16 protein-coding genes are annotated in these 21,694 nt (G+C 68.9%); 7 read left to right on the top strand and 9 right to left on the bottom strand.

From position 1 onward, the window contains the following. The first annotated feature begins 37 nt into the window (after positions 1–37). Together ACFOGJ_RS05525 and gpt are read left to right on the top strand one after the other, a co-directional pair. Positions 38–412 carry an Mth938-like domain-containing protein gene (locus ACFOGJ_RS05525; protein ID WP_379898770.1) on the top strand — a complete coding sequence of 125 codons (375 nt, stop codon included), beginning with the start codon at positions 38–40 and terminating at the stop codon, positions 410–412. Positions 413–487: 75 nt separating this feature from the next. After that, on the top strand, positions 488–997 hold the full coding sequence (gpt, locus tag ACFOGJ_RS05530) for a xanthine phosphoribosyltransferase (RefSeq protein WP_379898772.1): 510 nt from the start codon (positions 488–490) through the stop codon (positions 995–997). Between the two features lie 102 nt (positions 998–1,099). On the opposite strand, the gene ACFOGJ_RS05535 is transcribed toward gpt, so the two are convergent. Then, complete coding sequence (locus ACFOGJ_RS05535; RefSeq protein ID WP_379898774.1) at positions 1,100–1,657, bottom strand: GNAT family N-acetyltransferase; 558 nt, start codon at positions 1,655–1,657, stop codon at positions 1,100–1,102. Between the two features lie 101 nt (positions 1,658–1,758). Further along, positions 1,759–2,361, bottom strand: coding sequence for a superoxide dismutase (locus ACFOGJ_RS05540; RefSeq protein ID WP_379898775.1), 603 nt, complete (start codon positions 2,359–2,361; stop codon positions 1,759–1,761). 301 nt (positions 2,362–2,662) lie between these two features. Between ACFOGJ_RS05540 and ACFOGJ_RS05545 the strand changes: the two genes are divergently transcribed. Together ACFOGJ_RS05545 and ACFOGJ_RS05550 are read left to right on the top strand one after the other, a co-directional pair. Continuing rightward, positions 2,663–3,538 carry a phytoene/squalene synthase family protein gene (locus tag ACFOGJ_RS05545; protein WP_379898777.1) on the top strand — a complete coding sequence of 292 codons (876 nt, stop codon included), beginning with the start codon at positions 2,663–2,665 and terminating at the stop codon, positions 3,536–3,538. Between the two features lie 158 nt (positions 3,539–3,696). Beyond that, positions 3,697–3,846 (top strand): con-10 family general stress protein, encoded by a 150-nt coding sequence (locus tag ACFOGJ_RS05550; protein WP_379898779.1) that lies wholly within the window; start codon positions 3,697–3,699, stop codon positions 3,844–3,846. Between the two features lie 41 nt (positions 3,847–3,887). Here ACFOGJ_RS05550 and trmFO read toward each other — a convergent pair whose 3' ends face one another. Then, complete coding sequence (gene trmFO / locus ACFOGJ_RS05555; protein WP_379898782.1) at positions 3,888–5,276, bottom strand: methylenetetrahydrofolate--tRNA-(uracil(54)-C(5))-methyltransferase (FADH(2)-oxidizing) TrmFO; 1,389 nt, start codon at positions 5,274–5,276, stop codon at positions 3,888–3,890. Between the two features lie 163 nt (positions 5,277–5,439). On the opposite strand from trmFO, the gene ACFOGJ_RS05560 reads away from it, so the two are divergent. Then, positions 5,440–6,117: a nitroreductase gene (locus ACFOGJ_RS05560; protein ID WP_379898785.1), complete on the top strand. Its 678-nt coding sequence runs from the start codon at positions 5,440–5,442 to the stop codon at positions 6,115–6,117. 21 nt (positions 6,118–6,138) lie between these two features. Here ACFOGJ_RS05560 and uvrA read toward each other — a convergent pair whose 3' ends face one another. Both uvrA and ACFOGJ_RS05570 read right to left on the bottom strand, forming a co-directional pair. Continuing rightward, positions 6,139–9,117 (bottom strand): excinuclease ABC subunit UvrA, encoded by a 2,979-nt coding sequence (uvrA, locus tag ACFOGJ_RS05565; RefSeq protein ID WP_379898787.1) that lies wholly within the window; start codon positions 9,115–9,117, stop codon positions 6,139–6,141. Positions 9,118–9,181: 64 nt separating this feature from the next. Next, complete coding sequence (locus tag ACFOGJ_RS05570) at positions 9,182–9,865, bottom strand: rhomboid family intramembrane serine protease (RefSeq protein WP_379898789.1); 684 nt, start codon at positions 9,863–9,865, stop codon at positions 9,182–9,184. A gap of 218 nt (positions 9,866–10,083) precedes the next feature. Here ACFOGJ_RS05570 and ssb point away from each other — a divergent pair, with 218 nt between their 5' ends. Continuing rightward, complete coding sequence (gene ssb, locus ACFOGJ_RS05575; RefSeq protein WP_379898791.1) at positions 10,084–10,608, top strand: single-stranded DNA-binding protein; 525 nt, start codon at positions 10,084–10,086, stop codon at positions 10,606–10,608. 65 nt (positions 10,609–10,673) lie between these two features. On the opposite strand, the gene ACFOGJ_RS05580 is transcribed toward ssb, so the two are convergent. The 4 genes from ACFOGJ_RS05580 to ACFOGJ_RS05595 all read right to left on the bottom strand — a co-directional run bounded on the left by ACFOGJ_RS05580 (position 10,674) and on the right by ACFOGJ_RS05595 (position 19,289). Next, positions 10,674–12,677 carry a methyl-accepting chemotaxis protein gene (locus ACFOGJ_RS05580; protein WP_379898793.1) on the bottom strand — a complete coding sequence of 668 codons (2,004 nt, stop codon included), beginning with the start codon at positions 12,675–12,677 and terminating at the stop codon, positions 10,674–10,676. Between the two features lie 171 nt (positions 12,678–12,848). After that, a complete protein-coding gene (locus ACFOGJ_RS05585) occupies positions 12,849–14,810 on the bottom strand; it encodes a methyl-accepting chemotaxis protein (protein ID WP_379898796.1) in 1,962 nt (653 codons plus the stop codon). Positions 14,811–15,081: 271 nt separating this feature from the next. Next, a complete protein-coding gene (locus tag ACFOGJ_RS05590; RefSeq protein ID WP_379898798.1) occupies positions 15,082–17,091 on the bottom strand; it encodes a methyl-accepting chemotaxis protein in 2,010 nt (669 codons plus the stop codon). A gap of 188 nt (positions 17,092–17,279) precedes the next feature. Next, positions 17,280–19,289: a methyl-accepting chemotaxis protein gene (locus tag ACFOGJ_RS05595; protein WP_379898800.1), complete on the bottom strand. Its 2,010-nt coding sequence runs from the start codon at positions 19,287–19,289 to the stop codon at positions 17,280–17,282. Between the two features lie 277 nt (positions 19,290–19,566). On the opposite strand from ACFOGJ_RS05595, the gene ACFOGJ_RS05600 reads away from it, so the two are divergent. Next, positions 19,567–21,561 (top strand): adenylate/guanylate cyclase domain-containing protein, encoded by a 1,995-nt coding sequence (locus ACFOGJ_RS05600; RefSeq protein ID WP_379898802.1) that lies wholly within the window; start codon positions 19,567–19,569, stop codon positions 21,559–21,561. Positions 21,562–21,694 lie beyond the last annotated feature (133 nt).

Consider the following 21,694-nt stretch of genomic DNA (forward strand, 5'->3'; position numbering starts at 1 on the left):
CCCGGCCCCGAAGAGCAAGCTCTGAAAGGAGCAGGCGATGGACCTCACACCACGCATCCCGGAAGGGCGACAGGTCATCAACGCCTATGGCGAAGGCGGCTTCCGCATCGCCGGCACCCGCTACGAAGGCTCGGTGATCGTGTTTCCCGCCCGCACCCTGGCATGGCCGGTTGCCGCGCCGGAAGAGGTCAGCGCCGCGGCGCTGGCCCCGGTGCAGGAGGCGGAGCCGGCGGTGGAGCTGTTGCTGCTTGGCCTGGGGCCGCAGATCCGCAGGGTGCCCGACACGATCCGTGCCGCGATGAAGGCCCATGGCGTGGTCGTCGAGGGCCTGGACACAGGCGCGGCGGCACGGACATACAATGTACTGCTGGGGGAAAGCCGCCGCGTCGCCGCGGCCCTGATCGCGGTCTGAACGGCCCGGTCTGACCGGCGCGGGCCATCGACGGACGGACCGAGGGACGGACGGACCGAGGGACGGAGGGACGATTTGGAACAACCGATCCGTGCCACCTGGGCGGTGACCTGGGACCGGCTGCATGACGATACCCGCCAGCTGGCGGGCCGCCTGATCCAGGGGCGGCGGAAGTACCGGAGCATCGTCGCCATCACCCGCGGCGGCATGGTGCCGGCCGCGATCCTGGCCCGCGAGCTGGAGATCCGCCTGGTCGACACCCTGTGCATCGCCAGCTACCAGGACCGCGAGCAGGGCGACATGAAGGTCCTGAAGTCCGTCGACGGCAGGGGCGAAGGCGTGCTGGTCGTCGACGACCTGTCCGATACCGGCGCCACGATCCGCACGGTGCGGGAAATCCTGCCCGATGCCCATGTGGTGACGGTCTACGTGAAGCCGGCCGGCCGCGACGTGGTCGACGAGTTCATCACCGAGGTGCCGCAGGACTGCTGGATCCTGTTCCCCTGGGACACGTCTGCCCAGCACGTGGCGCCGATGGCCCTGACCGCCGCCGACCGGTCGCGGCCGCATTCGGACGCGGATTGAAGCCTTCCCGGAACTGGCGGTAGTTCGTCGTTTTCGGGCTTGACCCGAAACCCGTTCCACCGGCCGTTCAGATGCCGCGATGCTTGCGGAATGGATCCCCGATCAAGGCGGGGATGACCGAAATCGTTTTGGCGTCAGGTCCAGCCGCATGGCGACCCGCGGGCTCATCCGGTCCAGCCCGCTTGCCTGTTCGGTACGGCGCACCTCCGCCAGGAAGGGATGGCCGGGACCGGGGACAAACGGCCGGAAGCCGATACGGCTGTAGAAGGGCGCGTTGAAGGGGATGTCGCGGAAGGTGGTCAGGACCACCGCCGGCAGGCCCTCTCCGGCCGCCCAGGCGATCACCGCCTCCACAAGGCGGCGGCCCAGGCCGCGCTGCCCATGCGCCGGCACCACGTCCAGTTCGGCGAGCCAGGCCATGCCGTCCCGTCGCGCCGCTGCGGCGAGGCCCAGGGGCGGTCCATCGGGCGACTGGGCCATCGCAGGCACCCAGAGGGAGCCGGCTGCGGCGCAGTCGCGGTAGAAGGCGACGGGCTGCGCCGGCAGGTCGGCGATCTCGGGCCGCCCGATCTGCGCGAACCGGCGGGCCGCCTCGATTTCCAGGTCGGGCATCAGCACCGCCTCCTCGGGGCGGGCAAGCCGGATCAGATAGTCGTCCACAGGCACCTCGGCATGTTGCCGGCCGACACGAAAAAAGGGCGCCCGCAGGGGCGCCCTTCCTCTCGGTCCTGGCGGTCCGCCGCGCGGTGGCGGCGACCGGCTCAGGAGGCCTTCGCCAGGTTCTCGTTGACGAAGTCCCAGTTCACCAGATGCTCCAGGAACGTTTCCATGTACTTCGGACGGGCGTTCCGGAAATCGATGTAGTAGGCATGCTCCCAGACATCCATGGTCAGGAGCGGGGTCGCGCCGCCGGTCATCGGGTTCTCGGCATTCGGCGTCTTGGTGATCTTCAGCTTGCCGCCGTCCAGCACCAGCCAGGCCCAGCCGCTGCCGAACTGGGTCGCGCCGGCGGTCTTGAAGTCCTCGACGAACTTGTCGTAGCCGCCCAGGTCGGAATCGATCTTCGCCGCAACCGCGCCGCTCGGCTTGCCGCCGCCGCCGGGCTTCATGCTGTGCCAGTAGAAGGTGTGGTTCCAGACCTGCGCCGCATTGTTGAAGATCGCGGTCTTGGAGGAATCCCCGGCCACGGCCTTGATGATCTCCTCAAGGCTCTTGTCCGCCAGCGGCGTGTCCTTGACGAGGTTGTTCAGGGTCGTGACGTAGGTGTTGTGATGCTTGCCGTGGTGGAACTCGAGCGTCTCCGCCGAGATGTGTGGCGCCAGCGCGTCCTTCGCGTACGGCAGATCGGGAAGTTCGAATGCCATGTCCTAAGACCCCTTATCAGGTTGAGTAATGCTGTCGGGACCTGGTCGCGGCACGGGCGATGCGGCAGCGGGCGGGTCTGCCGCTGCCGGTCGATCGCTGTGCCGCCATACGGGCGAGATCCCCCTCCGAGCGCCCTGTTCGCCGATATAAGGCGTGCCGCTGCCAGTCTCAACCGATTCCGCCCCTGTTACCGCCGGGGAGGGGCACCGCCAGCCCGTCATCGCGCCGCATCGCTTGATCGCGGCGCTGTCCGGGGGCATGTCTGCAGCGCCATGTCCATTCGCCGCCGCGCCGAGCCCGATGACAGCCGCCACCCCGCCGGCCGATAGCGCCGATGCGGCGCATTGCGCCGAACTCCTGCACCGCGGCGACCGGGATCGCTGGCTGACGGCTTTGTTCGCGCCGGAGGGCGCGCGACGGGATGCGCTGATGGCGCTCTATGCCTGGAACCTGGAGGTTGCCCGGATCCCCGACACGGTGAGCGAGGGGATCATCGGCCAGATGCGCCTGCAATGGTGGCGGGAGACCGTCGAGGGGATCTATGCCGACACGCCCCGTGCCCAGCCGATCGCTCGCGCGCTGCACCGCGCGGTCCGCCTCGGCGGACTGCCGGCATCGGCATTCGAGGCGATGCTGGAAGCGCGCGAGCGTGACGTGGCGGCGGAGGCGCCGGCCGACATGGCCGCGCTTGAGCGCTATGTCGCGGATACCGCGGGGCAGCTGTCCGCTCTCGCGGCACAATGCCTGGATGCGGCGGAGGCGGCGCCGGCCGCAGCAGCGGCCGGCAATGCCTACGGCCTCGCCGGGTTGATCAAGGCGCTGCCCTGGCATGCGGAGCGCGGACGGGTCTACCTGCCGGTCGCCGAGCTTCGGGCCAATGGGGTGGTTGCCGACAATGTCGTGCATCGCGCCAACCCGCCGGGGCTCTACACCGTCATCGCCGCGGTCGCGGAACGGGCCGCGGCGCAGCTCGATGCGTCGCGGACGGCCCTGGCGGCGCTGCCGCCGGGCCTGCGGCGCCGCGCCCTGCCGGCGATGCTGCCGGCCGCGCTCGCCGCCCAGGACCTCGCCCGGCTGCGTGCCGCGCGCTTCGACCCGGAACGGCCTCGCGCCCATGCCTCGCCGCTGCGGCGTCAGCTGCGCCTGCTGCGCTCCGGCCTCCTGCGACGGCCCTGATTACCGCAAACCGGCAGACCGCTGCCCTTTTCGCAACCCCAGCGGAACCCGCTGCGCCATTCTCATGTTAACCCGCTGCCGACGCAGTAATGCGGCCGGCCTTCGGAAGTATCGGGCAACTATTCGCAATCCGGTGCAGTTGCGTGAGGAGAACCACAATGGCGCGGTCATCCAACGGTCGCTTCAAGGCCAATGATCCGGAGACCCGGGAACTCGGCCGCAAGGGCGGCAAGAAATCCTCGGGCTCCTTCGCCCCTGGCAGCGAGAAGGCGAAGGAAGCCGGCCGCAAGGGCGGCAAGGCCTCCTGATACGCCATGCCGGTGACGGCCGCGGGGTCACCCGGCGGGCGTCACTCGGCGGCGCTGCGCCCTGGCGCGGCACCGTCCGGGACGCCCGCAGGGCCTGCTGAAGAAAGCCAGCCGGCAAGGTGGTCCAGTGCGCGAGCGGACATGGCCGGTCGGCGCATCTTTTTGTTCACCTTCTCCTCCAGCGGCGGGAACAATCCGAAGTTGACGTTCATCGGCTGGAAGCTGTCCGCGGCCGCACCGCCGGTGATATGTTCCAACAGCGCCCCCAGCGCCGTGGTCGCCGGCGGTGGCGGCAGAGCCGCACCAAGCCGCTCCGCGGCCGCGAAGCGGCCCGCCAGCAGCCCCATCGCGGCACTTTCCACATAGCCTTCGACACCGGTGATCTGGCCGGCGAAGCGCAGCCGCGGCATCGCCTTCAGGCGCAGACTGCCGTCCAGCACGCGCGGGCTGTTCAGGAAGGTGTTGCGGTGCAGCCCGCCCAGGCGTGCGAAACGCGCATCGCCGAGGCCGGGGATCGTGCGGAACACCTCCACCTGCGCGCCATGCTTCAGCTTGGTCTGGAAGCCGACGAGGTTGTAGAGCGTGCCCAGTGCATTGTCCTGGCGCAGCTGCACCACCGCATAGGGCCAGCGGCCGGTGCGCGGGTCGGTCAGGCCGACCGGCTTCATCGGGCCGTGCCGCAGGGTCTCGCGCCCGCGGGAAGCCATTACCTCGATCGGCAGGCAGCCGTCGAAATAGGGGGTGTCGGCCTCCCATTCCTTGAAGCTGGTCTGCTCGCCCGTCAGCAGCGCGTCGATGAAGGCCTCGTACTGCGCCTTGTCCATCGGGCAGTTGATGTAGTCGGCGCCGGTCCCGCCGGGGCCGGGCTTGTCGTAGCGCGACTGGAACCAGGCGATGTCGAAATCGACGCTGTCGCGATAGACGATCGGCGCGATGGCATCGAAGAAGGCGAGGGCGGCCTCGCCGGTCAGCTCGCGGATCGCCCCGGCCAGGGCGGGGCTGGTCAGCGGGCCGGTGGCCACGATCACATTGTCCCACTCCGCCGGCGGCAGGCCGGCGATCTCCGCCCGGCGGATCTCCACCAGCGGCTCCGCCTCCAGCGCCTGCGTGACATGGGCGGAAAAGCGGTCGCGGTCGACCGCCAGGGCGGAGCCGGCAGGCACCTTGTGGGTATCGCCGGCGGCGATGATCAGCGAGCCGGCACGGCGCATCTCCTCGTGCAGAAGGCCCACGGCGTTGTTCTGCGCATCGTCGGAGCGGAAGGAATTGGAGCAGACCAGTTCCGCCAGCCCGTCGGTGCTGTGCGCCTCGGTCGCCCGCACCGGGCGCATTTCGTGCAGCACGACCGGCATGCCGGCGCGTGCGATCGCCCAGGCGGCTTCCGAGCCGGCCAGGCCGCCGCCGATGACATGGATTGGATCGTGGGACATGCGCGCTCAGATAGGCGCCGGGGCGGCTGCGGTCAATGGAATGCCGCCTGGGGAATGCGTGGCCCGCGCCGTCCGGATCGACCTTGCCATCCCTTGCCGCTAGGTTGGTCCGCGCCGGCCGTCTGCCGGCGCCATTTCCGCCTGTCACGATCCTGGAACAGCAATGAACTACGACGACGTCGTCATGGGGCGCCGCAGCATTCGCGGCTTTCTGAAAAAGCCGGTGCCCAGGGCCCTGATCGAAGACGTGCTGCGCCTGGCGATGCGGGCGCCGACCTCCTACAACACGCAGCCCTGGAACTTCTTCGTCGTCGGCGGCGCGGTCCTGGACAGGATCCGCACCGGGAATGTCGAGCGGATGCAGGCCGGCATCCCCGAATCCCGCGAGATCCGCAGCCACGGCGCCTATCAGGGGCCGCACCGCGACCGCCAGATCGAGGTCGCCAAGCAGCTCTTCGCGGAGATGGGCATCGCGCGGCACGACACGGATGCCCGCCAGGACTGGGTGATGCGCGGCTTCCGCCAGTTCGACGCGCCGGTGTCCATCGTGGTGACCTATGACCGTGTGATCCATGGCGGCGATATCGGGCCGTTCGACTGCGGCTCCGTGGTGAACGCCCTGGTGAATGCGGCCTGGTCGCGCGGGCTCGGCTGCGTGATCAACTCCCAGGGCATCATGCAGTCGCCCGTGGTGCGCGAGCATGCCCGGATCCCGGACGACCAGGTGATCATGATCTGCGTCGCGCTGGGCTGGCCGGACGAGTGCTTTCCCGCCAACCGGGTCGTGTCGACGCGTCGGAGCGTGGAAGAGGCGGCGACGTTCCTGGGCTTCGAGGACTGACGGGCGGCCGGCCCACCCCATTCAGGCTCGCTTGCGGCTGCTCCGGCGGGCCGCGGGCTTCTTCGCCGCGGGGGCCGACTTCGTTGCGCCGCGCGGCGTGCGCGCCGCCGCTTCGCGCTTGCCGCCGCGCTTTGCTGACGGCTTCGCCGGCTTCCCCGCCGGCCGGCTGGCCGGGCGGCGGCTCAGATAGTCGCGCAGGTAGTGGCCGGTATGGCTCTCCGACACCTCGGCCACCTCCTCCGGCGTGCCGGCGGCGACGATGCGGCCGCCCTGGTCGCCACCTTCGGGGCCCAGGTCGATGATCCAGTCGGCGGTCTTGATGACCTCCAGGTTATGCTCGATCACCACGATCGTGTTGCCGCTGTCGACCAGCCGGTGCAGCACGTCCAGCAGCTTCGCCACATCGGCGAAATGCAGGCCGGTGGTCGGTTCGTCGAGGATGTAGAGGGTGCGCCCCGTCGCCCGCTTCGACAGTTCCTTCGCCAGCTTGATGCGCTGCGCCTCGCCGCCGGACAGGGTGGTGGCCGCCTGGCCGACCCGGATATAGCCCAGACCCACTTCCTGCAGGGTGACCAGCTTGTCGCGGATCGACGGCACCGCCTTGAAGAAGACCGCGGCGTCGTCGACCGTCATCTCCAGCACGTCGGCGATCGACTGGTCGCGATACCGGATCTCCAGGGTTTCGCGGTTGTAGCGCTTGCCGTGGCAGACATCGCACTGGACATAGACGTCGGGCAGGAAGTGCATCTCGATCTTGATCAGCCCGTCGCCCTGGCAGGCCTCGCAGCGGCCGCCCTTCACGTTGAAGCTGAACCGGCCGGCGGCATAGCCGCGCGCCTTTGCCTCCGGCAGGCCGGCGAACCAGTCGCGGATCGGCGTGAAGGCGCCGGTATAGGTGGCGGGGTTCGACCGCGGCGTGCGGCCGATCGGTGACTGGTCGATGTCAATGACTTTGTCGAAATGCTCCAGCCCGCGCACCTCGTCATGGTCGCCGGGCACCTCCCGCGCGCCGTTCAGGCGCCGCGCGACGGCCTTGTACAAAGTCTCGATCACCAGGGTGGACTTGCCGCCGCCGGAGACGCCGGTGACGCAGGTGAACAGCCCGACCGGGATCGAGGCGTCGACATTCTGCAGGTTGTTCTCCCGCGCACCCGTGACCGTCAGGGCACGGCGGCTGGCGGTGCGCCGGGCCTCGGGGATCGGCACCTGCTCCATGCCGGTGAGATACTTGCCGGTCAGGCTGGCCGGGTTGGCCATCACCTCCTCCGGCGTGCCGGCGGCGACCACCTGGCCGCCATGCTCGCCGGCGGCCGGGCCCATGTCGATGACATGGTCGGCGGCGCGGATCGCATCCTCGTCATGCTCCACCACCAGCACCGTATTGCCCAGGTCGCGCAGCCGCACCAGGGTCTCCAGCAGGCGGGCATTGTCGCGCTGGTGCAGGCCGATGGAGGGTTCGTCGAGGACGTAGAGCACGCCGGTCAGGCCGGAGCCGATCTGAGAGGCGAGCCGGATGCGCTGGCTCTCGCCGCCTGACAGGGTGCCGGAGCCGCGCCCCAGGGTCAGGTATTCCAGGCCGACATTGACCAGGAAGCCCAGCCGTTCGTTGATCTCCCGCAGGATGCGCGCGGCGATCTCGCGCTCCTTTTCGGTCAGCTGCGGGTCGAGGTCGAGGAACCAGTCCCGCGCCCCGCGGATCGACAGCTCGCCCAGCTCGCCGATATGGCGGCCGGCGATCTTCACCGCCAGCGCCTCGGGCTTCAGGCGGAAGCCGCCGCAGGCGGCGCAGGCCTTCGGCGACTGGAAGCGGTCCAGCTCTTCGCGGATCCAGGCACTGTCGGTCTCCTTCCAGCGCCGCTCCATGTTCGGGATCACCCCCTCGAACGGCTTGGAGACGGTATAGCTGCGCAGGCCGTCGTCGTAGGTCAGCTTCACAGCCTCCTTGCCCGTGCCGTTCAGGATCGCCTCGCGCGCCTCTTCGGGCAGGTCCTTCCACGGCGTGCGGACGGAGACGCCCAGATGTGCGGCCAGGCTTTCCAGGGTCTGGGCATAGTAGCGGGAGGAGGATTTCGCCCAGGGCGCGATCGCGCCGGCCGCCAGGGTCAGCCCCTCGTCCGGCACCACCAGCATCGGGTCGAAATGCAGGATCGTGCCCAGCCCGTCGCAGGTCGGGCAAGCGCCGTAGGGATTGTTGAAGGAGAACAGCCGCGGCTCGATCTCGTCGATGGTGAAGCCGGAGACCGGGCAGGCGAACTTCGAGGAAAAGATGGTGCGGCTGTCGTCGTCGGCATTCTCCGCGATACAGATGCCGTCCGCCTGCTGCAGCGCCGTCTCGATGGAATCGGCCAGCCGGGTCTCCAGCCCCTCGCGGACCACGAGGCGGTCGACCACCACCTCGATGTCGTGCTTCAGCTTCTTGTTCAGGGCCGGCACATCGGCGATCTCGTGCAGTACTCCGTCGACCTTCACCCGCTGGAAGCCGCGCTTTTGCAGCTCGGCGAATTCCTTGCGGTACTCGCCCTTGCGGCCGCGCACGATCGGCGCCAGCAGGTAGAGGCGGGTGCCTTCCGGCATCGCCATCACCCGGTCGACCATCTGGCTCACCGTCTGGCTCTCGATCGGCAGGCCCGTGGCAGGGGAGTAGGGGCGGCCGATGCGGGCGAAGAGCAGGCGCAGATAGTCGTAGATCTCCGTCACCGTGCCGACGGTGGAGCGGGGATTGCGCGAGGTGGTCTTCTGCTCGATGGAGATCGCCGGCGACAGCCCGTCGATCTGGTCGACATCGGGCTTCTGCATCAGCTCCAGGAACTGGCGGGCATAGGCCGACAGGCTCTCCACGTAGCGGCGCTGCCCCTCGGCATAGATCGTGTCGAAGGCGAGCGACGATTTGCCGGAACCCGACAGGCCGGTCAGCACCACCAGCCGGTCGCGCGGGATCTCGACATCCACGTTCTTCAGATTGTGCTCGCGCGCGCCGCGCACGGAGATCGTCTTCTGCATCGGCTTCCCGTCGACAGGCCGGGCGCGTGACCCGCGCCGCTTTGCTAGAGGCGGGCGGCGCCGGTCAGGATCGGCGTCGCCGGAACAGGATCGCGAACAGGGCGAGGCCGGCCAGGAAACCGCCCACATGGGCGGCCCAGGCGACCTGCTCGGCCACTCCCGGCATGCCGGTCATCCCGAACACCACGGAAATGCCGATCCAGACCACGACCAGGATCAGGACCTGCTGCCGGTTGCCGCCGCCGACCCTGTTCATCATCAGGATGATGGCACCGAACAGGCCGCTGATGGCGCCGGAGGCGCCGACCATCGGCACGTAGGATGTCGGATCCAGGATGTACTGGGCGAAGGCCCCGGCAACACCCGACACGATATAGAACAAAAGGAGATTTCCGCCACCCATCACCCGTTCGACGCCGGAACCGAAGGCGGCCAGGAACACCATGTTGATGATCAGGTGGAACAATCCGCCGTGCAGGAACATGTAGGTGACCGGCGTGACCAGGGTCAGCACATCGTCCAGCGGGCCGCCGAATCGGGCCGGGATGAAGCCGAAGCGGAACAGCACTTCCTGTTCCAGGTTCACCGGCAGCAGCATCTGGATGATGTACACGGCCACGGTGACCACCAAGATCGCCGTGACCACCGGCGGCAGGTTCAGCATCGGCTGGCCGCCGCCGCCGGACCCGCTGCGGCGCGGCCCTCCGAAACCGGGGCGCTGGAAGCGGGAAGGGCGGGGCTGCGACATGGCGTGCTGTGTCCTTTGTCGAGGCGGATATTCAGGGTCGCCGGCAAGGTAGCAGATGCGGCTACCGGGGCCAGCCTCCCGGCAGGGATTACCCGGGATTGCGTTTGTTCCTGGTCTGTACCAGTCTCGCGGGTGCGTCGGAGGTTGGCCGGAAGCCTTCAAACCGGCCCTGGCTGGCGTCTATAGTGCGCGCCGCTTGGCAGAAAGGGACCGCAGACATGGCAGGCAGCGTCAACAAGGTAATCCTGATCGGCAATCTGGGACGGGACCCGGAAGTCCGCTCGATGCAGTCCGGCGACGAGGTCTGCAATCTCGCGCTGGCGACGTCGGAGAACTGGCGCGACCGCCAGACCGGGGAACGCCGGGAGAAGACCGAATGGCACCGGGTCGTGATCTTCAACGAGAACCTGGTCAAGGTGGCCAAGCAGTACCTGCGCAAGGGCTCGAAGATCTATATCGAGGGCCAGCTGCAGACCCGCAAATACACCGACCAGCAGGGGGTCGAGCGCTATTCGACCGAGATCGTGCTGCAGCGCTATCGCGGTGAACTGACGATGCTCGACGGCCGCGGCGAAGGTGGCGGCGGCGGCGGTGACTTTGGCGGCGGCGGCGGCGATTATGGCGGTGGCCGGAGCGGTGGCGGTTCGGGCGGCGGCAGTTCCGGCGGCGGCGGCCGTGGCAGGGATATGGGATCGGATTTCGATTCGGGGCCGGCCGACCTGGACGACGAAATCCCGTTCTGACCTGAGTTCTCCGGACCGCAGGCGGGCCCGCCGGTGACGATGGCGGGCCCGCCGGGTCGCGACTGTCAGGCGGCGCGCACCCCGATCAGGAACTGCTCGACCGCCTCGCTGAGGCGCTGCGACTGGGCTGCCATGGCGCTTGCGGAAGCCTTCACCGTCTCCGCCGCGCCGCCTGCCTCGCCGGCAGCCTGGGTGACGCCGCCGATATTCGACGTGACCTCGCGGGTGCCGTGGGCCGCCTCCTGGACGTTGCGGGAGATCTCCTGCGTGGCGGCGCCCTGCTGCTCCACCGCGGCGGCAATCGAGGTTGCGATGTCGTTGACCTCGCCGATCGTGCGGCCAATCCCCTGGATCGCGGAAACCGCCTCTCCGGTCTCGGACTGGATGCCGGCGATCTGCTGACTGATCTGCTCCGTCGCCCTGGCGGTCTGGGTGGCGAGGTTCTTCACCTCCGACGCAACGACGGCGAAGCCCTTGCCGGCCTCGCCCGCGCGGGCCGCCTCGATGGTGGCGTTCAGCGCCAGCAGGTTGGTCTGCTCGGCGATGTCCTGGATCAGGCTGACCACCTCGCCGATCTTCTGCGCCGCCTGCGCCAGGCCGTCCACCTGGGCGTTGGTGCGCCGGGCATCCTCGCTGGCGCGGCCGGCGATGGTCGCGGACTGGTTCACCTGGCGGGCGATCTCCTCGATGGAGGAGGACAGTTCCTCCGCCGCCGCGGCGACCGTCTGCACATTGCCGGATGCCTGCTCCGACGCGGCAGCCACCATGTTCGCCTGCCGGCTTGTCTCTCCCGCCGTGTTTGACATCGAGGCAGCGGTGGCCTGCATCTCCTGGGTCGCGGCGCCCAGCTGCGCCAGGACATCGGCGACTGCACCGTCGAAATCCCGGGTCAGCGCCTCGATCGCCTGGGTACGCTGCTCGCGCTCCTCCTGTTCGCGGCGCTGGGTCGCGGCCATCTCCTCGTTGCGGATCATGTTGTCCTTGAAGATCTGCACCGCTTCCGCCATCTCGCCGATCTCGTCACCGCGGTCCTGGGCCGGGATCTGGGTCTCGGTATCGCCCTCGGCGAGGCGGCTCATCGCCCCGGTCATCGCACGGATCGGGCGCGCGATGCTCCGGCCGATACCGAAGGCGAGCAGAACGGAGAGGATCACGGCCAGCACGATGGCGCCGACCGTCAGCCACTGGATCCGGTCGGCTTCGGCCACCGTCGCATCGCCGACCTCGGCCAGGCGGCTGCTGTTGCGCTGCCGTGCCTCTTCCATCTGGGCGGCGAGGGCAGGGCCGATCGTCTCCACCTGCTCCGCGATGATCTGGTTGCGCTGCTGGATGGTGGCGACGACCTCCGAGAACAGGGCGGTGTAGCGCTCCAGCAGGCCGCCCATCGTGTCGACCAGTGCCTGGCCCTCCGGATCGCTGACAGTGCGGTCCAGCGTCTTCAGCGCCTTGGCGGTGTCGGCGAAGGCCTCCTGCGCACGCTCCGAAGCGTCGGTGGCGTCGGTGGCCAGGAACTCGCGGATGTTCAGGCCGGCGAGCAGCAGGTTCCGCATCACCATGCTGGCATTGTAGGTCGCCGTCGCGTTGGTCAGCTGGCGCTGCCGTTTCAGCAGGGCGAGGGCGGTGGCGTCCGCCTCGGCGCCCAGGGCGCCGAGATCGGCGACCTGGCGGTCGCGCCGCTCCTGCATCGGCACGACCTGGCGGAAGGCCTGGTCGTAGGCGCCGAGCTGCTCGCGGATGGCCGCCACCCGTGCGGCGAGCTCGGGGTCGTCGACGCCCTCGATCCGGACCGCGTCCTGTGCCGCCTGGATGTCGGCGGTGGCCCGTTCCTGGGACGCCGTGCTGCTGGTCAGCATGAAGTCCTTGATCGCGATGCCGGCGGACAGCAATGCGCTCTGCAGCTGCGAAGCGGCGGTGGTCCGTTCGGTGATCGCCCGGTAGCTGCCGAAGTTCCCCTGAACGGTGCCCAGCCCGATGACCGCGATTGCGCCGACCAGCATCAGCAGGACGAGCACGGAGCCGGCGCAGAGCGCGATCTTGGCGGCGACGGGCAGGTTGTCGATCCGTTTCATGACGTTCCTCATTCGGGGCGGGTCAGGGCGATAGGTCGAGCATGGCGACTGCGCAGTAATTGCGACTAACATGTTTATGAAAGGTAAACGTCGGAACGCAGCGGCCGGCCTGCCGGTCCGGCCGCTGTTGACAGGGCCGGTGTGGTGGGGTGCCTTTGCCGGGTCTGTGCCTCAGGCGGCCCGGACGCCGTTGAGGAATGCCTCGACGGCATCGCGGAGCCGGTCGGACTGGCCGGCCAGATTGCCGGCCGAGGTGTTCACCTGCTCGGCGGCGCTGCCGGTGTCGGCCGCGGCGCGGGTGACGCCGGCGATATTGCTGGAAACCTCCTGGGTGCCGCGGGCGGCCTCCTGCACGTTGCGGGAGATCTCCTGCGTCGCCGCGCCCTGCTCCTCCACGGCGGAGGCGATGGTGGTGGCGATCTCGTTGATCTCGCCGATGGTGCGGCCGATCCCCTGGATGGCGCCGACCGCCTCGTTGGTTTCCGACTGGATTCCGGTGATCTGGCGGCCGATCTGCTCCGTCGCCCTGGCGGTCTGGGTGGCGAGGTTCTTGACCTCCGATGCGACCACGGCGAAGCCCTTGCCGGCCTCGCCGGCACGGGCCGCCTCGATGGTGGCGTTCAGGGCCAGAAGGTTGGTCTGTTCGGCAATGTCCTGGATCAGGCCGATGACTTCGCCGATCTTCTGCGCCGCCTGGGCCAGCCCGTCCACCTGTGCGTTGGTGCGGATGGCGTCCTCGCTCGCCTGCGCGGCAATGGCCGCGGATTGTGCCACCTGGCGGCTGATCTCCCGGATCGAGGCCGCCAGCTCTTCCGCTGCGGTGGCGACGGTCTGCACGTTGGCCGAGGCCTCTTCCGAGGCGGACGCGACGGCGCCGGCCTGACGGTTGGTTTCCTCCGCCGTCGAAGACATGGAGGAGGCGGTCGACTGCATGTCTTCGGCGGCCGAGCCGAGCGCGCCCAGCATCGCCGCAACCGCCTGGTCGAAGGTTCCGGTCAGGCTCTCGATCCGTTGCGCCCGCGCCTCCCGGGCGGCGCGCTCGCGCGCCTGTTCGGCGGCCATCTCCTCGTTGCGGATCATGTTTTCCTTGAAGACCTGGACCGCCGATGCCATCGCGCCGACTTCGTCGCGGCGGTCCTGCGCCGGGATCTCCGTCGTCTTGTCGCCTTCCGCCAGTTGCCGCATCGCGCCGGTCATCGCCACCACCGGGCGGGAGATCGAGCGGCCGATCAGCAGGCCGCCGGCCAGCGCCAGCAGCAGGATCGCGGCAGACAGCGCCAGGACCAGGATCTCGATGCCGGCGCGGTCCTCGGCCAGGTCGCTCCTCGCCTGGCTGCGAATGGCCGCAGCGGCCTCGCTGATCGCCTCGAAGTCCGGCTGCATCCGCGCGAAGATGTCGCTCAGGGTGGAGGTCTCGGCGGTCATCTCGACGACGGTATCGGCCCAGGCGTGGAAGTCCTGCTGGTATCGGTCCATCAGGCGGGAGATTTCCTGCTTCTCCGTTGGCGGAATTGGGCTCTCGGCCAGCAGGGCGTCGAACTCCTGCCGGCGGGTGTCCAGGCGGTCGACATATGTCGGGTCGCCGCGCAGCATGAAGTCCTTCTCATGCCGGCGCATCATCAGCATCTTGACCGTCAGCGGTGGCGCGTCGGCGGCCTGCAGGCGTTCCTCGACCGCATGGACGGCGCTGCGCAGGCCGCCGGAAAGGCCCTCTGTCTCGTCCAGCCCCAGCCGGGTCTGCAGGTCGACGACCTTGCCGAACTGGGCACGGTGTTGCGGGATCTCCGAGGCAAGGCCGGCCGCCGCACGCCGCACCTGGGCCGAAACGGCCGTGGCCTGGAGGTCGTCCAGGATGGCGGCAACGGTTTCCGCCTCGCGCTCATAGGCCTGGTGGTATTTCAGTTCCCTGCGCAGCAGGAAGTCCTTCTCCCTGCGTCGCATCTGCAGGGCGCCGATCTCCAGCGCCGACGCGGCTTCTGCGGCGCCATTGGCGCGTTCCATCGTCGCGATCGACTCGTCCGTCTGCACGCCGCTGAAGAGGTTCAGTCCGGCGAGGATGACGATCGCCGTGGCCGTAAGCGCAACGAGCAGCCCGATCCGCCGACCGACGGAGAGATTCTGGAACAGGTTCATCGTCGAGGTTCCCCAGAGGTCGCCGGGGAAGGTCGACAGACAGGCCCCGTGCAGCTGCACCGGATGCCGCGCGGATGGCCCGGCATCGCATGCCGACCCACAGGCCAGGTCCGGGGAGTCGGCCCGGCACGACCGGCATCGGCATTTCGGGCCGCCCTGCGGCCCTGGCGGTACTGTCCGCGATCTGGATTAAGAAAACCTCAAGGTGACGCCGCCCGCAGGGGCGGGCGCCGGGACTGCCGTCCCGGCGCCCCTCTCTCGGTCCTTGCGATCAGGCGGCGCGGACACCGTTGAGGAAGGCCTCCACCGCACCGCGCAGGCGGTCGGACTGGCCCGCCAGGTTGCCGGCGGAACTGTTCACCTGCTCCGCGGCGCTGCCGGTGTCTGCGGCGGCCCGGGTGACGCCGGCGATGTTGCTCGACACCTCCTGGGTGCCGCGGGCGGCCTCCTGGACGTTGCGGGAGATCTCCTGCGTTGCAGCACCCTGTTCCTCGACGGCGGAGGCGATCGTGGTGGCGATCTCGTTGATCTCGCCGATCGTCTTGCCGATGCCCTGGATGGCGCCGACCGCCTCGTTGGTCTCCGACTGGATGCCGGTGATCTGGCGGCCGATCTGCTCGGTGGCCTTGGCGGTCTGGGTGGCGAGGTTCTTGACCTCCGAGGCGACGACGGCGAAACCCTTGCCGGCTTCGCCGGCACGGGCCGCCTCGATCGTCGCGTTCAGCGCCAGGAGGTTGGTCTGCTCGGCGATGTCCTGGATCAGGCTGACGACCTCGCCGATCTTCTGCGCCGCCTGCGCCAGGCCGTCGACCTGGGCATTGGTGCGCTCGGCATCGCTGCTGGCGCGGGCGGCGATGGTCGCCGACTGGGCAACCTGGCGACTGATCTCCTCGATGGAGGAGGAAAGTTCCTCTGCCGCGGATGCCACGGTCTGGACGTTGGTCGAGGCCTGCTCCGAGGCGGCCGCCACCGCCGTGGCCTGGCGGTTGGTCTCCTCGGCAGTTGTGGACATGGAGGCGGCCGTGGTCTGCATCTCCTGTGCGGCTGCGCCGACCTCGGCGAGGACGGCCGCGACAGCCTGGTCGAAGTCCTGGGTCAGGGCCTCGATCTTCCGGGCGCGCGCCTCCCGGGCGGCCCGTTCGCGCTCCTGCTCGGCGGCCATCTCGTCGTTGCGGATCATGTTGTCCTTGAAGATCTGGACCGCCGCGGCCATCTCGCCGACCTCGTCCTTGCGGTCCTGTGCCGGGATCTCCGCCGCCTTGTCCCCCTCCGCCAGGCGCTTCATCGCCGCCGTCATCGACTGGATCGGCCGCGCGATGCCGCGGCCCACCAGGACCGCCGACAGGATTCCCAGCAGCAGCGCCACGACGGCGGCTGCGATCCCGGTGATCAGGGCGATGTCGGTGGTTTCGGTGGTGGCGTTTCCAAGTTCGTCCTGTGCCGCCTGATTGTTGGCCTGGAAGGTGGCCATCTGCTCGCTGAGCCCGATGCCGGTCGGGCGCAGCCGTTCGGCAACCACCGCGTTACGCCCGTTGATCTCGTCGACCGCGCCGGCAAAGGCCTTGGCATAGATGGAGGCGAGGTTCTGCAGTTCGGCCAGGCGTGCCTTTTCTTCGTCGGCGAAGACCATTTCCTGGACATTGGCGACATGCTCCGCCATGTCCGCCAGCTCTGCATCGACGCGCTGTTTCAGGGCGGGGGTATTCTCGATCAGGAACCGGTTGGCATAGAGCTGGGCCAGGATGAAATGCTTGCCGGCCTCGCCGGCGGCGAACAGCCCCTCGATATTGCCCTTGTCGCGTTCGCCGACGGTGATGGCGTCGATCAGCGCCTCGGCCTGCGGTCCGGCAAAGTTCATGACCTCGACATGCTCGCTGACAGCGGCCTGCAGTCTGGCGACCTCATCGAATTCCGTTCCGTAGGAACGCACCACCTCCACCGTCTTCCGCACACTCTCCTGAACTTCGGGGTCGGGGAAGAGCGGGACCGAGTTCTCGGTGACCTCCGCTGCCTGTGCGGCATTCGCCCGGACCTCTTCGGCTGCCTCCTGCGTCCCTGAGATAAGGAAGTCGGCAACTCCCAGCCGGGCCCGCAGCAGTGCCTTTTCGACACCGGACGCCGCGGCCGTCTGGGCCGACATGGTGCGGTAGTCCGAAAGGCCGGATTGGGCGCTGGTCAGGCCGATGACGGCGATCACGCTGGAAATCACCATCAATCCCAGGATGATCCCGGTGGTGAAGGCAACCTTGCCGGATACCCTCATATTGTCGATCAGGCGCATTCTGGATCCCCCTCCATCACCTGCGTCGGCCGCCGCCGTCTCGGCGGGCGCGGCAATGCGCGTCGCGAAATGCCAGTCGATTGTCACCGGGCAGGATGCGCGCGGATGTTGAAGAACAGGTTAATGTTGCGCCGCAGCGCCGCACATTGCGCTGCAATATGCAACGCACGACCTGCCGCGGCCCGGCGTCAGGCTGCGCGCACCCTCTGAAGGAAGGACTCGACCGCCTGGCGCAGGCTCTCCGACTGCGCAGCCAGGTTCGACGCCGACGCCTTCACCTGCTCCGCCGCCGCGCCGGTGCCGGCAGCGGCGTCCGTCACCCCGCCGATATTGGCGGAGACTTCCTGCGTGCCCTGGGCCGCTTCCTGCACATTGCGGGAGATCTCCTGCGTCGCGGCACCCTGTTCCTCGACGGCCGAGGCTATCGTGGTCGCGATCTCGTTGATCTCGCCGATCGTTCCCACGATCCCCTGGATGGCGGTGACGGCCTCGTTGGTCTCTCCCTGGATGCCGCCGATCTGCCTGCCGATCTGTTCCGTCGCCTTGGCGGTCTGGGTGGCCAGGTTCTTCACCTCGGAAGCCACGACGGCGAAGCCCTTGCCGGCCTCGCCGGCACGGGCGGCCTCGATCGTCGCGTTCAGGGCCAGGAGGTTGGTCTGCTCGGCGATGTCCTGGATCAGGCTCACCACCTCGCCGATCTTCTGTGCCGACTGCTTCAGGCCGTCGACCCGCTCGTTCGTGCGCTGCGCATCCTCGCTGGCCTGGCCGGCGATCATGCTGGACTGGGTGACCTGGCGACCGATCTCCTCGATCGAGGATGACAGTTCCTCCGCCGCCGATGCCACGGTCTGGACATTGGCGGAGGCCTCTTCCGCCGCGGCCGCGACGGCGCCGGCCTGTCGGTTGGTCTCTTCCGCCGTCGCCGACATCGAGGCCGCGGTGTTCTGCATCTCCGCCGTCGCGGTGCCGACGGCATTCAGGACGGCGGCGACGGTCCGGTCGAATTCTCCGGTCAGCGCCTCGATCTGGCGGGCGCGCTCCTCGCGGGCGGCCCGCTCGCGTTCCTGCTCGGCGGCCATCTCTTCGTTGCGGATCATGTTGTCCTTGAAGACCTGCACCGCATTGGCCATGGCACCCACCTCGTCCCGGCGCTCCTGACCCACGACCTCGACCGACTTGTCGCCGTCGGCCAGGCGCTGCATCGCCGTCGTCATGGCGGCAATTGGCCTGGCGATGCCGCGGCCGACCAGGACCGAAAGCAGGATTGCCAGGATCAGGGCGATGGCGGCCGCGGCGATGCTCACCGTCTCCGATTGGACGATCGAGGCCTGGGCGCGCGGGCCGAGTTCGTCCTGGGCCGCGATGCTCCTGGCGCTGAACGCCTCCAGGTTGTCGGAAAGGGCCTGTCCGGCGGGATCGAGCCGCTCCGCGACGATAGCGTTGCGGGCGCCGATGGTCTGAACGACTTCCCCGAAGGCGGTACGGAAGGTTGCCGCCTGGGCGGCGAAGGCGTCGATCTGCTGCTGCCCCACATCGTCGTAGATCGCCACGCGCAGGACCTCGACATTCCTGTCCAGTTCGGCCAACGCGGTGGCGACCCGCTCCGCCTGCGCCGGCAGGTTCTCGACCAGGAAGCGGGCGGCCCAGAGCCGGGCCAGCAGCAGGTGCCGCAGGACCGCCGAGGCGTTTGTCACCGCCCGCATGTTGCTGAGGACCGCCTGCTCGTCCAGCAGGGTGCCCATCACCGACGCGGCCGCGTTGCCGGAAGTGTCCATCTGTTCCACCAGTTCCAGGCGTCGGGCGTGCATCGGAAGGATCGCGGCAAATGTCTCGCCATAGGCCGATATGTCGGCCGACATGGCCTGCAGCTCCGCCCTGATCGCGGGATCGGTGAACAGGTTTTCCGCGGCGCTCGCTGCCGACCCCGCGGCCGCCATGCGTCCTTCGGCAGTATCGGCAGCACCTGCGTCTCCGGAGAGGATGAAGTCCTTGACGCTGATGCGTGCCGCCAGCAGTTCGCCGCGGATAGCGTTGGCGGCATTGGCGCCGCGGGCCAGTTCGCGATAGCCGGAGAAATTCTCCGATGCGCCGATCAGCCCGAACAGGGCGACGCCGATGGCGATCACGAGCAGGACTAGGGTCACACCGGAACTTATGGCGACTTTGCCGCCGATCCGGATATTGTCGAGGAACCTCACGGTCGATGTCTCCCTGGCGTCCGTGGCTTCCCGTGGGCGGGAAGTCGTTTCCGTTTATTGATCTAACTGGGGCATGCCGATCGCAACAGGTTCGATTCTGGCGACAATGTCCCGTCGGTTGCAAACCTAATCGATCAGCCATGAAGCATTGGTGAATGCGGACCTGTCGGGTGGCATGCGAGGCAACAGATCCCGTTTTCACGACCGATGCGTAGCGGACTATCTTTCATGCATCGGTGATCGGTGACCGGTGCGCGGACCGGCGGGGATTGGCCTGGTGTCGAAGGCAGCAACAGATGGGGCAGGGCGGTTCAGCGGCGTGGACCAGGCGCCGCCCCGGCCGGCCGAAGAGCCGGCAAATAGGCGCCGGGATCGCCGCGGCCTGCCGCTGTCGCTGGTGGTGGTCGGCGGGGTGATCGGCCTTCTGGTGATCGCCATGGCGATCGTCACCGCGGTGACGTTCGCGGCGGGCCTGCGCAACACGAACGACCTTCTGATCCTCACCTCGCGGGTGGTGGCGCAGGCGCTGGAGAGCCGGCTGGAGCGGGAACTGGCGCCCGCGGAACGTCTGGCTGTGCATGCGGCGACCAATGCGGCGAACGACCCGGCCACTCTGGCGGCCGCGATGCCGGCGGAGGTGGCGATCGGCGCGATGGCCGTGCTGCCGCAGGTCGTGGCGGTGGTGATCGATGCGCGGCTGCTTTCGGCCCGGGCCGGCGAACGGGTGCTGGTGCTGGCCGATGGCAGCCGCCACGACCCGGGCAGCCGCCTGCAGGTCCTGCTGCGCGACCTGGCCGCCCGCAGCGCGCAGGTCGGCGGCGCCGTCTGGGGGCCGCCGACCTATGTCCCGCAGCTCGGGGCCACCCTGCTGCCGGTGGTCGCGCGCGCCACCCGTGCCGATGGCGCCCCGGCGGCGGCGCTGGCCCTGGTCACCCTGGATGCCGTGGTCGCCGACGTGGCCGAGATCGAGCTGCGCGGCGGGCGCGCCTTCCTGCTCTACGGCGACGACCACCTGATCGGCCCCCCGGACTGGATCGATCCGGCGACGGTCGACCCGCTCGCGGCAGTGCCGCTTGCCCGCCTGATGGACGCGACCGACCCGGTGATGCGGGCGATGGCGGCGGGTGCGGGCGCGCCGCTCTTCGGCGAGCTTCCCGTTGCCGGCTTCGACGGCCGCTTCATCGACCTGGGCGATGCGGACGAGGACGACAGGACCGGCGATGTCGGCGAGAACGGCGCAGCCGCGGACGGGGATGGCGATGCCGGGGAGCTGGGCGAGATGCTCGGCATGGGCGGGCGGGAATATGTCGTCCTGACCCGCGACGTCACCGACTATTCGCCGGAGCCGCTGACCGTCGGCATCTCCTTCCGGGCGGAGGATGTGAGCGGCGAGATCGAGCGGCTGTCCAGGGCAGGGATGGCGGCACTGGCCGTGGTGCTGGTCGCGGCATTGCTGGCCTACCTCCTGTCGATGCTGATCACCCGGCCGGTGCGCCTGTTCGCCGCCAATGCGCGGCGGGTCGCGGAACTGCGCCTCGACGAGGTCCGGATCGGCCGCGGCGATCCCACGATCCGGGAATTCCGGGAAGCCAATGACGCGTTCCGGCGGATGCTGCATGCGCTGCACTGGTTCGAGGCCTATGTGCCGAAGAGCCTGGTGCGCACCCTGCTGCAGCAGCCGGATCCGGCGGGCAGCCCGTCGGAGGAACGGGTGGTCACCGTCATGTTCACCGACATCCGCGGCTTCACCGCCCTGGCGGAAAAGATGTCCGCCCGCGAGGCCGCGGCCCTGCTGAACAGCCATTTCGAACTGGTCAGTGCCTGCGTCGAGGCGGAGGGCGGCACGATCGACAAGTATGTGGGCGACAGCGTCATGTGCTTCTGGGGCGCCCCTCAGCAGCAGGACGACCATGCCGCCCGCGCGCTGCGCACCGCGCGGCGCATCCGGCGCGCGCAGCAGGCGGCGAACAGGCAGCGGGAGGCCGAGGGCCTGCCGCCGATCGCGCTGCGCATCGGCCTGCATACCGGGCGGGCGATCGTGGGCAATATCGGCTCGCGCAGCCGGGTGAACTACACCTTGATCGGTGACATGGTGAACATCGCCAACAGGCTGGAAGCCCTGGGCAAGAAGCTGGCGCCGGACCTGACCTGCTGCATCCTTGCAAGCGACGCGGTCTTGAGGCATTGCGGGGCCGGCTTCGCGTTCCGGCCATGCGGGCGGCACGCCCTGCCGGGACGCGCCGGCATGGTGGAGGTCTTTGCCCTGCTGTGATGCGCTGCCGTGATGCGGGATGGGGGCATTGCCGGCTGTCGGTTCTCTGGAGGGGGATGAAGGTGGTATCGGGAAGCGAGTTCGAGGGCCCTGGACAGGGCCCGTCCGGCACCGTCGGAACGGGGCAGCCTGC

This window comes from Marinibaculum pumilum, from assembly GCF_042646425.1.
In the GTDB taxonomy this organism is placed as follows: Bacteria; Pseudomonadota; Alphaproteobacteria; order Ferrovibrionales; family Ferrovibrionaceae; genus Marinibaculum; species Marinibaculum pumilum.